Origin of the sequence: Nostoc sp. FACHB-892, from assembly GCF_014698795.1 — a bacterium.
Taxonomy (GTDB): Bacteria; Cyanobacteriota; Cyanobacteriia; order Cyanobacteriales; family Nostocaceae; genus Nostoc.
On the sequence record NZ_JACJTR010000003.1, the window covers coordinates 293,605 to 306,714 of the forward strand.

General features: G+C 43.4%; 12 protein-coding genes. 10 read left to right on the forward strand and 2 right to left on the reverse strand.

Going from position 1 to position 13,110, the window contains the following annotated elements; genetic code table 11:
- The first annotated feature begins 83 nt into the window (after window positions 1-83).
- From H6G96_RS06145 to H6G96_RS06175, 7 genes are all read left to right on the forward strand, one after another.
- Window positions 84-1,253 carry a zinc-dependent alcohol dehydrogenase gene (locus tag H6G96_RS06145; protein WP_190910611.1) on the forward strand — a complete coding sequence of 390 codons (1,170 nt, stop codon included), beginning with the start codon at window positions 84-86 and terminating at the stop codon, window positions 1,251-1,253.
- A gap of 62 nt (window positions 1,254-1,315) precedes the next feature.
- Window positions 1,316-1,702 carry a hypothetical protein gene (locus tag H6G96_RS06150; protein WP_190910612.1) on the forward strand — a complete coding sequence of 129 codons (387 nt, stop codon included), beginning with the start codon at window positions 1,316-1,318 and terminating at the stop codon, window positions 1,700-1,702.
- Between the two features lie 167 nt (window positions 1,703-1,869).
- Window positions 1,870-3,039, forward strand: a complete 1,170-nt coding sequence (locus tag H6G96_RS06155; RefSeq protein ID WP_190910613.1) for a zinc-dependent alcohol dehydrogenase — start codon at window positions 1,870-1,872, stop codon at window positions 3,037-3,039.
- A 7-nt stretch (window positions 3,040-3,046) separates the two neighbouring features.
- A complete protein-coding gene (locus H6G96_RS06160) occupies window positions 3,047-3,388 on the forward strand; it encodes a cupin domain-containing protein (RefSeq protein WP_190910614.1) in 342 nt (113 codons plus the stop codon).
- 482 nt (window positions 3,389-3,870) lie between these two features.
- Window positions 3,871-4,794, forward strand: a complete 924-nt coding sequence (locus H6G96_RS06165) for a manganese catalase family protein (protein ID WP_190910615.1) — start codon at window positions 3,871-3,873, stop codon at window positions 4,792-4,794.
- Between the two features lie 341 nt (window positions 4,795-5,135).
- Window positions 5,136-6,050, forward strand: a complete 915-nt coding sequence (locus H6G96_RS06170; RefSeq protein WP_190910616.1) for an AraC family transcriptional regulator — start codon at window positions 5,136-5,138, stop codon at window positions 6,048-6,050.
- Between the two features lie 190 nt (window positions 6,051-6,240).
- On the forward strand, window positions 6,241-7,434 hold the full coding sequence (locus tag H6G96_RS06175) for an NAD(P)H-quinone oxidoreductase subunit H (protein ID WP_190910617.1): 1,194 nt from the start codon (window positions 6,241-6,243) through the stop codon (window positions 7,432-7,434).
- On the opposite strand, the gene H6G96_RS06180 is transcribed toward H6G96_RS06175, so the two are convergent.
- Both H6G96_RS06180 and H6G96_RS06185 read right to left on the reverse strand, forming a co-directional pair.
- Window positions 7,420-7,911 (reverse strand): hypothetical protein, encoded by a 492-nt coding sequence (locus H6G96_RS06180; protein WP_190910618.1) that lies wholly within the window; start codon window positions 7,909-7,911, stop codon window positions 7,420-7,422. The genes H6G96_RS06175 and H6G96_RS06180 overlap by 15 nt on opposite strands.
- A gap of 48 nt (window positions 7,912-7,959) precedes the next feature.
- The gene (locus H6G96_RS06185; protein WP_190910619.1) at window positions 7,960-9,201 is read right to left on the reverse strand and encodes a methionine gamma-lyase family protein; all 1,242 of its coding nucleotides are present in this window, start codon (window positions 9,199-9,201) and stop codon (window positions 7,960-7,962) included.
- 90 nt (window positions 9,202-9,291) lie between these two features.
- Here H6G96_RS06185 and H6G96_RS06190 point away from each other — a divergent pair, with 90 nt between their 5' ends.
- From H6G96_RS06190 to H6G96_RS06200, 3 genes are all read left to right on the forward strand, one after another.
- On the forward strand, window positions 9,292-10,113 hold the full coding sequence (locus tag H6G96_RS06190; RefSeq protein ID WP_190910620.1) for an acyl-CoA desaturase: 822 nt from the start codon (window positions 9,292-9,294) through the stop codon (window positions 10,111-10,113).
- A gap of 249 nt (window positions 10,114-10,362) precedes the next feature.
- A complete protein-coding gene (locus H6G96_RS06195; RefSeq protein ID WP_190910621.1) occupies window positions 10,363-11,415 on the forward strand; it encodes a fatty acid desaturase in 1,053 nt (350 codons plus the stop codon).
- A 218-nt stretch (window positions 11,416-11,633) separates the two neighbouring features.
- Window positions 11,634-12,713: a fatty acid desaturase gene (locus H6G96_RS06200; protein ID WP_190910622.1), complete on the forward strand. Its 1,080-nt coding sequence runs from the start codon at window positions 11,634-11,636 to the stop codon at window positions 12,711-12,713.
- Window positions 12,714-13,110: the final 397 nt, after the last annotated feature.

Sequence of the window (13,110 nt, forward strand, 5' to 3'; positions counted from 1 at the left end):
CCTGTTATTTGTCCTTTGCCTAAAGCGAATGACCAATGACCAATAACCAATGACTAATGACTAATGACTAAGGACTAATAACTATGAAAGCAGTTTGCTGGAACGGTGCTAATGATGTGCGGGTACAGTCGGTACCAGATCCGACAATTCTCAATCCGCGTGATGCGATTATTAAAATTACTTCCACGGCGATTTGTGGCTCTGATCTACATATATATGGCGGCTATATTCCCACAGTGCAACAGGGTGACATTATTGGTCACGAATTTATGGGGGAAGTCGTGGAAGTTGGCAAAGGAGTCAACAATTTAAAAATAGGCGATCGCGTTGTTGTTCCTTCCACCATTGGCTGTGGTAATTGCCATTATTGCCAACATGATATGTGGTCGTTGTGCGATAATTCCAATCCCAAAGGTTGGATTGAAGAAAAATTGTTCGGCAATGTCACCTCAGCCATTTATGGCTACTCCCATATGTTAGGTGGCTATGCAGGCGCACAAGCAGAATATATTCGTGTACCCTTTGCTGATGTGGGTGTCGTTAAAGTTCCGCCAGATTTGCCGGATGAGATGTTGTTATTCATCTCCGATGCCATCCCCACTGGTTATATGGGTGCAGAATTATGCGATATTCAACCGGGTGATACTGTAGCCGTTTGGGGTTGCGGTGCTGTTGGACAATTTGCCATGATTAGCGCCTACATGATGGGAGCCGAAAAAGTGATCGGTATAGATCGCTTTCCCGAACGCCTGGAAATGGCGAAAAAGTTTGCCAAAGCAGAAGTGATTAACTACGAAGAAGTTAATGCTGGCGAAGCGTTGAAAGAGATGACTGGTGGTCGTGGCCCCGATGCTTGCATCGATGCCGTTGGTTTAGAAGCACATGGTGTTGGTATTGAAGACTTCTACGACCAGACAAAACAAAAGCTCAAATTGGAAACCGACCGTCCCCACGTTCTGCGGGAAATGATGGTCGCCTGTCGTAAAGGCGGGACTCTTTCAATCATGGGTGTTTATGGTGGTTTTGTAGACAAAATACCATTGGGTGCAGCCTTTAATAAAGGACTAACCTTTAGAATGGGACAAATGCATGGACAAAAATATATGCATTCGTTATTGCAAATGATTTTGGATGGAAAACTTGATCCATCCTTCGTTGTCACCCATCAATTACCACTAGAACAAGCACCCCACGCCTACAACATCTTTCAACAAAAAAAGGATAACTGCATCAAAGTTGTTCTTAAACCCTAAATGGCGAATAGTCATTCAGTGTTTGGATTTGTACACCTTACATAATAGAATTGAGGTTTTTTATGAATCGAGTAAGTTCTTGGCTGCGGAATATTCGCATTTCTCAAATCCTTGTAGTTTTCCTAGTAGGATTTATGTTTTTACTGGGTCAAGCTTTTACCTACGTTAATGTAGCACAAGCTGATGTTAAAACTCCAGAGGGTACTTATTATAAAGGAATCCCAGACGAGCTAAATAATCCCCAGGTAGAAAATACTGGTAATAGATTAAAAAGCGCTGCTGATACTATCCGCGAGAAGTTAAACTTGGATGAAGAAACTCCTCGAGCTACAAAAGAGTTTCTGAAGTCTACAAAAAATAAAGTCGAAGACACAGTTCAGCCATTAACTGAAACTAAAGAAGGTTATTACCAAAATCCTCCTAGCAAGCAACTGAGAGATAGAGTCTAGACTCGTAGCAACTTTTGAGTCTAACTTTTTGACTCATACACTGTAAAACAACCTTTGTAAATTTACTGAGACGCGATAACTATCGCGTCTCAAAGTCAGGCTAAATCGAGTGTTTATCTTGATATTAACGAGCCAGAAATGATAACATAACTAAGGACTAAATAATTATGAAAGCAGTTTGCTGGCATGGAGCAAACGACGTTCGGGTAGATACAGTTCCCGACCCCAAAATTATTAACCCACGCGATGCCATTGTTAAAATTACTTCTACGGCAATTTGCGGTTCAGATTTGCATATTTATGATGGCTACATTCCCACCATGCAAAAGGGCGATATCCTTGGTCATGAATTCATGGGGGAAGTTGTAGAACTTGGAAGTGCGGTTAAAAATGTGAAGGTAGGCGATCGCGTCGTTGTTCCCTTCACTATATCTTGCGGTAGTTGCTTTTTCTGCAATCGGGATTTATGGTCATTGTGCGATAACTCTAACCCCAATGCTTGGTTAGTAGAAAAGCAAATGGGACATTCGCCAGCAGGTCTATTTGGCTACTCTCATTTATTCGGCGGTTACGCTGGTGGTCAAGCAGAGTATGCACGAGTACCATTTGCCGATGTCGGCTTGCTCAAAATACCCGATGGTTTAACGGATGAGCAAGTGCTATTTCTAACAGATATTTTCCCTACTGGCTACATGGCAGCCGAGAACTGCAACATCAAACCCGGTGATATTGTCGCCGTTTGGGGTTGTGGTCCAGTTGGGCAATTCGCCATAAAAAGCGCATATATGCTCGGTGCAGAACGTGTTATCGCCTTTGACCGCATTCCTGAACGGCTGCAAATGGCTAAAGAATACGGCAAAGCAGAAGTTCTCAACTACGAAGAAGTAAATGTAGGCGAAGCACTCAAAGAAATGACTGGCGGTCGTGGCCCCGATGCTTGCATAGATGCAGTAGGAATGGAGGCACACGGCACAGATTTTATGGCGTTTTACGACCAAGTAAAGCAAGCAGTACGCCTCGAAACAGATCGTCCGACGGCATTACGGCAAGTAATAGTGTCTGCTGCTAAAGGTGGTCACGTATCAATTGCGGGTGTGTACGGTGGCTTCCTTGACAAAATCCCGATGGGTGCTGCCATGAACAAGGGATTAACCTTCAAAATGGGACAAACGAATGTCCATAGGTATTTACGACCCTTGTTAGAGCGGATTCAAAACGGTGAAATCGATCCAACCTTTATCATCACCCATACTTTACCTCTAGAACAAGCGCCCCACGGCTACGAAATTTTTAAGCACAAGAAAGATAACTGCATCAAAGTTGTACTCAAACCGTAAGGTAATTATGAGCGATACCAGCGTTAAAAAAATAGATTCTACCCATTCCCCTAAAGGTAAACTTGGTCAGAAGTATCTTGCTTCTGGTAAATCTATTTCCATGCGTCTTTGGGAAGACGAACAACCAAACGAAGAAAAAGAACCAGCTTCGCGCGACTATGAAACAGTTGGTTATGTAATTAATGGTCGTGCCGAATTGCACATTGAAGGGCAAATGATTTTGCTAGAGCCTGGAAATTCTTGGGTTGTACCTAAAGGAGCCAGCCACACATACAAAATTCTGGAACCATTCACAGCTGTTGAAGCAACCAGTCCACCGGCTCAAGTCCACGGACGGGATGAAAATTAAGCTACAGATAACAGAAGAGGCAGGGGGCAGGGGGAAATGACCCCTTCTTCGTGTCGTGCAATCAAGGGGGGAACATGGGTCTGAGTCCCCCACATTAAGTGGTTTTCGTAAAGAGCGGGAAGCTAAGGCAACAGGTGGGGTTGAATCCCAATTCTTTTCTATCCCCCCTGCTCCTTGCTCCCTTGCCTTTTTTTCAATGTAGGTATTTCGTAGGGTAGCACAGCTGTGCTACCCTACTGTCTTTTGGTTATACCTTTCTCGAAATAAGCCAGGGGTTTATGAAATCCTTTCCTAGACAGAACTATAAATAAAAAAGCCCTAGTCGGAATACTTATTTAAAAGTATTTTTTTTATCAGACTAGAGGCTGATGAAGATAAAGCATTTGATTAGTTTCCTAGTAATAAGAGGCTACGCAAAATCGCATAAAAGTTTGGCAACTGTTTGATTTTGTGTAAACGACATCTATTAACGAGGAATTCAAATGTTTTATCACAATAAGAAACTTCAGTATTTTAAGCCACCAGAAAAACCAGATGCAGTTTACGCAATGAAAATTCAAGAACTCATTGGCGGCACATTTGGTGAAATGACGGTGATGATGCAGTATCTGTTTCAAGGTTGGAACTGTCGAGGCCCTGCCAAGTACCGGGATATGCTGCTAGATGTTGGTACTGAAGAAATCGGTCATATTGAGATGCTGGCGACGATGATTGCCCATCTTCTAGATAAAGCGCCGCTCAAAATGCAAGAAGAAAGTGCAAAAGATGCGGTAGTAGGTGCTGTGATGGGCGGTAGTAGCCCACGAGATGTAATTATGGCGGCGGCAATGAACCCCCAACACGCCATTGTGTCTGGTTTGGGTGCAACCCCATCTGATAGCGTCGGCTATCCTTGGAACGGTCGTTATATTGTCTCCAGTGGTAACCTGTTGGCAGATTTCCGGTCTAATCTCCACGCCGAAAGTCAAGGACGTTTGCAAGCAGTGCGACTGTATGAGATGACCGACGATCCAGGGGTAAAAGATACCTTGAGCTTTATGATCGCTCGTGACACCATGCATCAAAACTTGTGGCTAGCAACCATTGAAGATTTAGAAAGCTCTGGATTGGAAACCACGCCGGTTCCCAGTTCCTTCCCATTGGAATTGGAAAAACGCGAATTTTCTTATCAGTTCTGGAATCACTCAGAAGGTACAGAAAGCTCTGAAGGTCGTTGGGCAAAAGGCCCTTCAATGGATGGCAAAGGCGAATTTGAGTATGTAGAAAATCCCCAACCACTAGGCCCAGAACCGCAACCTCCTGTACCCGATCCAAGACTGCATGGTACCTCGAAAATGCCACAGGCACAAGGCGATGGTTCAAGCGCACCCTCTTTGATTGACCGTATAACAGGTACTGGTGACTAATCATTGGCATAAAGTTGCATTCACCGAAGAGGCAGGGGAGCAGGGAGCAGGGGGAGCAAGCCCTTCCCAAGAGCGTTGAGCAGAGCGAAACACGGGTACGTTCGCAGAGCGTTTCGAAGAGAAGCCCCGTCCTTACAGGACGCTTGAACTGGGGCAAAGTACAAGCTCCGCCCCAGTTTTCCCCCTGCCCTCTTGCCTCTTTTGACATCTGTCTTAATAACATTTGATTCCCCCAATTCTCCTTGCAAAAGAAGGTTGGGGGAATTTTGATGAAGATGCATCAGCTAGGTAGCATTCATTTGGTAGTTTGATAGATTAGGAACGTGAAAGTAGTAAGAGCGATGCTAGAAACAAAATCCTTATCTGTTGACTTCTCTAAAGAAAAGGAAGATGGGTATAAACGAATTTTTTCGCGATCGCCACTTCTTACAAGTTTGAGTGCAAACTGGAATAATGTCTATCTTGCTTACGACTGGCAGGCGGCTGGCGAGACTCCTGAGGTTTTGTCTAAACAGCATGGCGTTGCTATTTTTACCGAAGTGCCAACACCAATTCAGGCAGAACGGAGGCTTGATGGCCGCTTTCAAAGTGAGCAAGTAATTCAGGGTAATATTGTTGTCGCTCCTGCTTACACGGGACATCGTGCTTGTTGGGATACAGCAGGTGGTGTGATTCTTCTGGGATTTGAACCAACTGTTTTCGCCCATGCAATTTACGAATCAGTTGATCCCGATCGCATTGAACTTTTACCACACTTTGCCACACCCGATCCACTGGTTTACCAAATTGGGCTAGCCCTCAAATCTGCCCTCGAAAATTATGGTGCAGATAGTCGGCTATATGCAGAAGCAATGACAAATGCCCTAATTGCTCATCTATTGCAGCACTACTGTACACAGCAACTTGTATTACGGGAATATTCAGGCGGTTTACCGAAACACAAGTTGCAGCAAGTGATTGACTATATAAATACTTATCTAGCCCAAGACTTAAGTTTAAAGGAACTTGCAGCCGTTGTCCAAATGAGTTCTCATTACTTTTCTCAACTGTTTAAACAATCTACGGGTGCGACTCCACATCAATATATTATTCGCTGCCGGATTGAAAAAGCTAAACAGTTGTTGCTTCAAAGAGAATTTTCCATTGCAGAGATTGCTATTCAAGTTGGTTTTGTCGATCAAAGCCATCTCAATCGCCACTTCAAGCGTCTCATGGGAGTTACGCCTAAAATGCTGGAACAAAAATATAAAAAATAGGAAAAATGTCCAAAAATCGGACGAATTTACAAGACTATAGTTTATAAGATTTCAATAATGGAGGCTAGTACCGCAAGGCGGAAATCAAAAGTCAGAATTCTAACTCCTGAATTCTTCTTCAAATCATTCCTAATCAAAGCGAAGCATCGCCACTCATTTTCAATCTTTGATAAAGGGGAAATATTTAATTATGACCGTCGGCAGAAGGATTGAAACTAGAACTGAACCCATGCTACTCAACATGGGCCCTCACCATCCCTCTATGCATGGGTGTTTCAGATTGATTGTCACCCTGGATGGTGAAGATGTCGTCGATTGTGAGCCAGTTCTTGGCTATCTGCATAGAGGTATGGAAAAAATTGCTGAGAACCGCAGCAACGTCATGTATGTACCTTATGTTAGTCGGTGGGACTATGCAGCTGGGATGTTTAACGAAGCGGTTACAGTTAATGCCCCAGAAAAATTAGCTGATATTACTGTCCCGAAACGTGCTAGCTATATCCGTGTCATCATGCTGGAATTGAACCGGATTGCTAATCACTTGCTATGGTTGGGGCCATTCTTGCTTGATACGGGTGCTGGAACTCCCTTTTTTTACATCTTCCGAGAACGAGAGTTAATTTATGACTTGTGGGAAGCCGCTACAGGTTATCGAATGGTGAACAATAACTATTTTCGCATTGGCGGCGTGGCAGCAGATTTACCTTATGGCTGGGTAGACAAGTGCGAAGATTTCTGCGATTACTTTTTTCCTAAAGTAGACGAGTATGAGCGCTTAATTACCAATAATCCCATCTTCCGCCGTCGCGTTCAAGGCATTGGCGCGATCGCTCGTGAAGAAGCCATCAACTGGGGGCTTTCTGGTCCCATGTTACGCGCTTCTGGTGTGAAATGGGATTTGCGGAAAGTAGACCATTATGAATGTTACGATGATTTCGACTGGGAAGTGCAATGGGATACTGCTGGTGATTGTTATGCTCGTTACCTGGTCAGAATTCGGGAAATGCGCGAATCGGTGAAGATTATTCGCCAAGCCCTCAAAGGACTTCCCGGCGGTGCTTTTGAGAACCTGGAAGCCAAGCGCATGGCAGCAGGGAAAAAATCTGAGTGGGATGGCTTTGATTACCAGTACATCGCCAAAAAAGTTGCCCCCACCTTTAAGATTCCCAAGGGGGAAATTTACGCTCGTGTAGAAAGTGGTAAAGGTGAATTAGGAATTTATTTAATTGGTGATGATCACGTCTTCCCCTGGCGATGGAAAATTCGTCCCGCCGATTTCAATAACTTGCAAGTATTACCCGAAATCTTACGTGGCGTGAAGGTTGCCGATCTAGTTGTAGTATTGGGTAGTATCGATATCATCATGGGATCAGTAGATCGGTAGTATAGCAAATGGGTACGCCGAAATAACAAGTGCGTTCGCCGAAATAACAAATGCGTTCGCCGAAGTAACAAATGCGTTCGCCGAAGTAACAAATGCGTTCGCCAAAGTAACAAATGAGTTCGCCGAAGTAACAAATGAGTTCGCCGAAGTAACAAATGCGTTCGCCGAAATAACAAATGGATACGCCGAAATAACAAATGAGTACGCCGAAGTAACAAATGCGTTTGCCAAATCAACAAATGGGTTCGCCGAAGTAACAAATGAGTTCGCCGAAGTAACAAATGAGTTCGCCGAAGTAACAAATGCGTTCGCCGAAGTAACAAATGCGTTCGCCGAAGTAACAAATGCGTTCGCCGAAATAACAAATGGATACGCCGAAATAACAAATGAGTACGCCGAAGTAACAAATGCGTTTGCCAAATCAACAAATGGGTTCGCCAAAGTAACAAATGCGTAAGCGTAGCCAGCCGTAGGCATAGCTTTTCACTAATTTCTCAATAAACCTGATGTGCTGCGGAATATATGCTATAATTTTGTGTCAGCATTTCCTATTGCATTGATCGCAGCTTCTAGTGCGATCGCTACATGAGTCCAATGAGTCCCCCCCTGGCAATAAACCACATAGGGTTCACGCAAAGGCCCATCTGCTGATAATTCCAAGGTACTCCCTTCAATAAATGTTCCCCCAGCCATAACTACTTTGCTCTCATACCCCGGCATTTCATCTGGAACAGGATCTAAGTAGGAACCAATAGGAGAATGCTGTTGTATAGCTTTACAGAAAGCAATTAGCTTTTCGGCAGAACCGAGTTTGACTGCCTGAATTACATCTCCACGGGGAGCCAGAGGTGCGGGATTCACTGGATAACCGAGTTTGTCAAATACATAACCAGTAAGATAAGTCCCTTTCATCGCCTCTCCTACCATTTGCGGAGCCAGAAATAAGCCTTGGAACAGCAGGCGATTTTGATCAAAAGTAGCGCCGCCGTAACTCCCGATACCGGGAGCAGTAAGACGACAAGCAGATGCTTCCACTAAGTCAGCGCGACCGGCGACATAACCACCAGCGCTGACAATAGTTCCACCAGGATTTTTAATCAGCGATCCCGCCATTAAATCAGCACCTACGGCTGTAGGTTCCTTGGTTTCAATAAATTCGCCGTAGCAGTTATCCACAAAGCAAACGGTGTTCGGGTTTTGCTGTTTGACTAAGTTGACAATTTTTTCAATATCGGCAATTGATAAACTAGGCCGCCAAGAATAGCCACAAGAACGCTGAATTAACACTAAACGAGTGTTTTCAGTCACATTAGTACTTAAAGCTTGCCAATCTATAGTTCCTTCTGTGGTTAGCTCCAATTGTCGGTAATTTATGCCAAACTCGATAAGAGAGCCTTGACCTTGACCACGTAAACCAATGACTTCTTCAAGCGTATCGTAGGGAGAACCGACCACTGCTAACATTTCATCTCCAGGACGGAGAACACCAAACAAAGCACAAGCGATCGCATGAGTTCCCGAAACGAACTGCACCCGCACGGCCGCAGCTTCAGCGCCCATAACTTCGGCAAAAACTTTATCTAAAGTTTCTCGTCCTAAATCATCGTGACCATAGCCACTTACCCCAGCAAAGTGGTGTGCGCCTACACGGTGATTACGAAAGGCATCCAGCACTCGTTTTAGATTATGCTTGATATGAGTGTCAATTCCAGAAAAAATTTCTAATAGTGCCTGTTCTGCTTGCCGCAGCTGCTCTAAGCTGTTCATCAGTTCCTCGTTCAAAAAAAATTAAATTATAGATATGCGGATTTTAAAATCGCGCAGACTAGGCTGGAAAATTCAAATTCAGGTTACTGCATGACAATTGCTACTTCAACCAAACCTCAAATTAACTGGGTTAATACCCTGTTCTTCATTGGACTGCATATCGGCGCTTTATTTGCCTTTGTTCCTGGTAACTTTAGCTGGACCGCAGTTGGTGTGGGTTTCTTGCTGTATTGGGTAACTGGTGGTTTAGGCGTTACTCTAGGATTTCACCGCCTTGTCACCCACCGCAGTTTTCAAACTCCCAAGTGGCTAGAGTATCTCCTGGTTTTCTTTGGGACACTCTCGTGTCAAGGCGGCCCAATTGAGTGGATTGGGACACATCGCATTCATCATCTAAACTCTGATACTGACGCTGATCCCCATGACTCTAATAAAGGCTTCTGGTGGAGCCACATGGATTGGCTGATTCATTATTGTCCCGCTCACGCTGATGTTCCTCGTTTCACCAAAGACATTGCAGAAGACCCAGTTTATCAGTTTTTAGAAAAATATTTCATTTTGATCCAGGTTGCTCTAGGCGTATTGCTTTTACTTCTGGGTGGCTGGCCCTTTGTTATTTGGGGAATTTTTGTTCGCATTGTTTGGGTTTACCACTGCACGTGGTTGGTGAACAGCGCTACTCATAAATTTGGCTATCGGAGCTATGATTCTGGGGATCAATCGACTAATTGCTGGTGGGTAGCCGTATTAGTTTTCGGTGAAGGCTGGCATAATAACCATCATGCTTTTCAATACTCAGCTCGTCATGGGCTGGAATGGTGGGAAATCGATTTAACTTGGATGACTGTCCAATTGCTGCAAGCAGTTGGTCTGGCTACTAATGTAAAGTTAGCCCCAACAAAAGTTAGTTAGGAGTTAGGAGTTAGGAGTTAGGAGTTGAAGTTGAAGTTTGGAGTTATGATGCATAACGTTTTTAACTCATAACTCATCACTTCTAACTCCTCACTTTTCAAAAATAACTCCTCACTTTTCAAAAAGCTATTTACTGGTGCGCTTGTGTCGGTTAGATTGCTATAATCCGAAGCGCTAATATTAAGAAATTTTGCGGTAAGCCACTTTTTTAGTGACTTGGTGGAGGAGTTTGTTGTTTTTTAGGTGTCCATGACTACATCAATAATTAATAGCCAAAAACTAAGTGACGAGCCTGGTAATTCCGACTTTCGGCTCAAAGATATTGTCAAAACCCTGCCACGGGAATGTTTTCAACAGAACCGTCGCAAAGCTTGGACACAAGTACTGCTCAGTGTCTTAGCGGTTAGCTTGGGCTATTACAGCCTGATTATCACTCCTTGGTTTCTCTTGCCTCTAGCTTGGATTTTTACGGGCACCGCTTTAACAGGTTTTTTTGTAATTGGCCATGATTGTGGTCACAGGTCTTTTGCCAAACGTCGTTGGGTAAATGATTTGGTAGGGCATTTCTTCATGATGCCGTTGATTTACCCCTTTCACAGTTGGCGCATTAAGCATAATTATCACCATACTCATACCAACAAGCTGGATGAGGATAACGCTTGGCATCCAATCAGACCAGAAGTGTTTGAAGATTGGGATAAAACCCGGCAGTCTGCTTTTGAGTTGTTCATGCGTAAACGCCTCTGGTGGGTAGGTTCCATTGGACATTGGGCTGTGGTGCATTTTGATTGGCGGAACTTCAAAACTAAAGAGCAATCGAGCATCAAGCTTTCTGTGGCTGTAGTAGTTGTATTTGCGGCGATCGCTTTTCCGATTCTCATCGCCACAACTGGTATCTGGGGATTTGTCAAGTTTTGGCTAGTGCCCTGGATGATTTACCATTTTTGGATGAGTACTTTTACTATTGTTCACCACACTGCCGCAGATGTTCCTTTTGCGACAGCGAACAAGTGGAATGAAGCTTTAGCACAGCTAGCTGGCACTATTCATTGCGATTATCCGCGCTGGGTAGAAATCCTGTGCCACGATATCAATGTTCATGTCCCTCATCATATTTCCACTGCGATTCCTTCTTATAATTTGCGGCTAGCTTACAGCAGCATCAAAGAAAATTGGGAGCCTTATCTGCATGATGAGTGTCAGTTTTCTTGGCCTTTAATGAAGCAGATTACAGACCAATGTCAACTATACACAACTGATGTTGGCTATAAGACTTTCAACCAACATTACGCAGAGCGATAAATAGCGCTGTGATTACACTCACGCTCTTGAACCAACGAGAGCGTTTATCATGCTGTGTTTATATAGAATCTGGCAATTTTTTACTGACTAAAATTGTTAGGCAAATTGCCAGAAGTTATCCTCTTGTATGTTAGCGATCGCTAGTATCATGGGCATCCTAGAGGTGAGATGATTTTGTCTCAAATCAAGTTCCGATTTATATCTAACAAAAGAATCCAGTGCAATCAAATATCATCACGTCCAATAATCCTCTTGGCTTTGAAACGTCTGAGGATACAACTAAATTGCCTTTCACACTTGGGGATTTAAAAGCTGCAATTCCTGCTGAATGCTTTCAGCCCAATGTGACAAAATCACTTTTTTACTTTTTTCGTGATATCTTGATTATCGGTCTGCTTTATGCAGTTGCTTCTTATCTGGATTCTTGGCTTTTCTTTCCGATTTTCTGGCTAATGCAAGGAACGATGTTTTGGGCTTTATTTGTAGTCGGGCATGACTGCGGACACCAATCTTTTTCTAAGCATAAATGGCTCAACGATTTGATTGGACATCTTTCTCACACACCAATACTTGTTCCTTATCATGGTTGGCGGATTAGTCACAGAACTCACCACAAAAATACTGGTAATATCGATAACGATGAAAGCTGGTATCCTGTGACAGAATCTCAATATAAGGATATGCCTTTAGCCCAAAAGATAGGCAGATATTATGTTTTTCTCTTGGCTTATCCTGTATATCTGTTTAAGCGTTCTCCTAATAAGGAAGGCTCCCACTTTTTACCCAGTAGTTCGCTTTTCAAACCATCGGAAAAATGGGATGTCATCACTAGTACAGTACTTTTGATTGGTATGGTAGGTTTGCTAGGTTTCCTCACCTATCAATGGGGCTGGATGTGGTTGCTGAAATATTACGCTGTGCCCTACTTGGTGTTCATAGTTTGGCTAGATTTGGTGACATTTTTGCACCACACTGAGCCAGAGCTTCCCTGGTATCGTGGAGAAGATTGGACTTTCCTCAAAGGCGCAATTTCTAGCATTGACCGTAATTATGGTTTAATCAATCATATCCATCACGATATCGGTACTCATGTTGCTCACCATATATTCCTTAACATCCCTCACTACAATTTGCTGAAGGCAACTGAGGCAATAAAACCAGTGATGGGTGAGTATTTCCACAAATCGGAAGAACCGATTTGGAAGTCATTATGGAATTCATGTATCAGCTGCCATTTTGTACCTGATACTGGTAGTAAGGTTTACTACACATCCAATAATAAGTTAGCTAAAGACTAAGGCTTAGATTCCCGATTTCTTTAAAGAAGTCGGGAATCTTGTATTTTCGTCAATGCCTTCTGACTATCGACTGTTTTGGACTCCCTTATTCAGATCAACTTTTATAAAACGTGCATTAAAGATTACCTAAATACCTTACTAAAACTTACCTTTTGAGCGGCATTGGCGTAGCTCGCCGCAGGCATCGCATATTAAATTATTAGTGGCTCTAATTTTACTAGTATTTGAGCGTCGTTAGCTTGGGGTAAATTCTATTAAAATACAGAGGTAAAATAAAACCAAATAGACAGATGGCATTGGCGTAGCCTGTCACAGGCATCATGAAGTATTGCCCCTATCGTTACAGGAAGATTTATTTTCTCCAAACTCTTGCTGTCTCGGTGGGTAAAGATTAACA

Excerpts from the sequence above, each read along its gene's own strand:
- H6G96_RS06145 (WP_190910611.1), top strand. The coding sequence starts at position 84 with ATGAAAGCAGTTTGCTGGAACGGTGCTAATGATGTGCGGGTACAGTCG.
- H6G96_RS06150 (WP_190910612.1), top strand. The coding sequence starts at position 1,316 with ATGAATCGAGTAAGTTCTTGGCTGCGGAATATTCGCATTTCTCAAATC.
- H6G96_RS06155 (WP_190910613.1), top strand. The coding sequence starts at position 1,870 with ATGAAAGCAGTTTGCTGGCATGGAGCAAACGACGTTCGGGTAGATACA.
- H6G96_RS06160 (WP_190910614.1), top strand. The coding sequence starts at position 3,047 with ATGAGCGATACCAGCGTTAAAAAAATAGATTCTACCCATTCCCCTAAA.
- H6G96_RS06165 (WP_190910615.1), top strand. The coding sequence starts at position 3,871 with ATGTTTTATCACAATAAGAAACTTCAGTATTTTAAGCCACCAGAAAAA.
- H6G96_RS06170 (WP_190910616.1), top strand. The coding sequence starts at position 5,136 with ATGCTAGAAACAAAATCCTTATCTGTTGACTTCTCTAAAGAAAAGGAA.
- H6G96_RS06175 (WP_190910617.1), top strand. The coding sequence starts at position 6,241 with ATGACCGTCGGCAGAAGGATTGAAACTAGAACTGAACCCATGCTACTC.
- H6G96_RS06180 (WP_190910618.1), bottom strand. The coding sequence starts at position 7,911 with ATGCCTACGGCTGGCTACGCTTACGCATTTGTTACTTTGGCGAACCCA.
- H6G96_RS06185 (WP_190910619.1), bottom strand. The coding sequence starts at position 9,201 with ATGAACAGCTTAGAGCAGCTGCGGCAAGCAGAACAGGCACTATTAGAA.
- H6G96_RS06190 (WP_190910620.1), top strand. The coding sequence starts at position 9,292 with ATGACAATTGCTACTTCAACCAAACCTCAAATTAACTGGGTTAATACC.
- H6G96_RS06195 (WP_190910621.1), top strand. The coding sequence starts at position 10,363 with ATGACTACATCAATAATTAATAGCCAAAAACTAAGTGACGAGCCTGGT.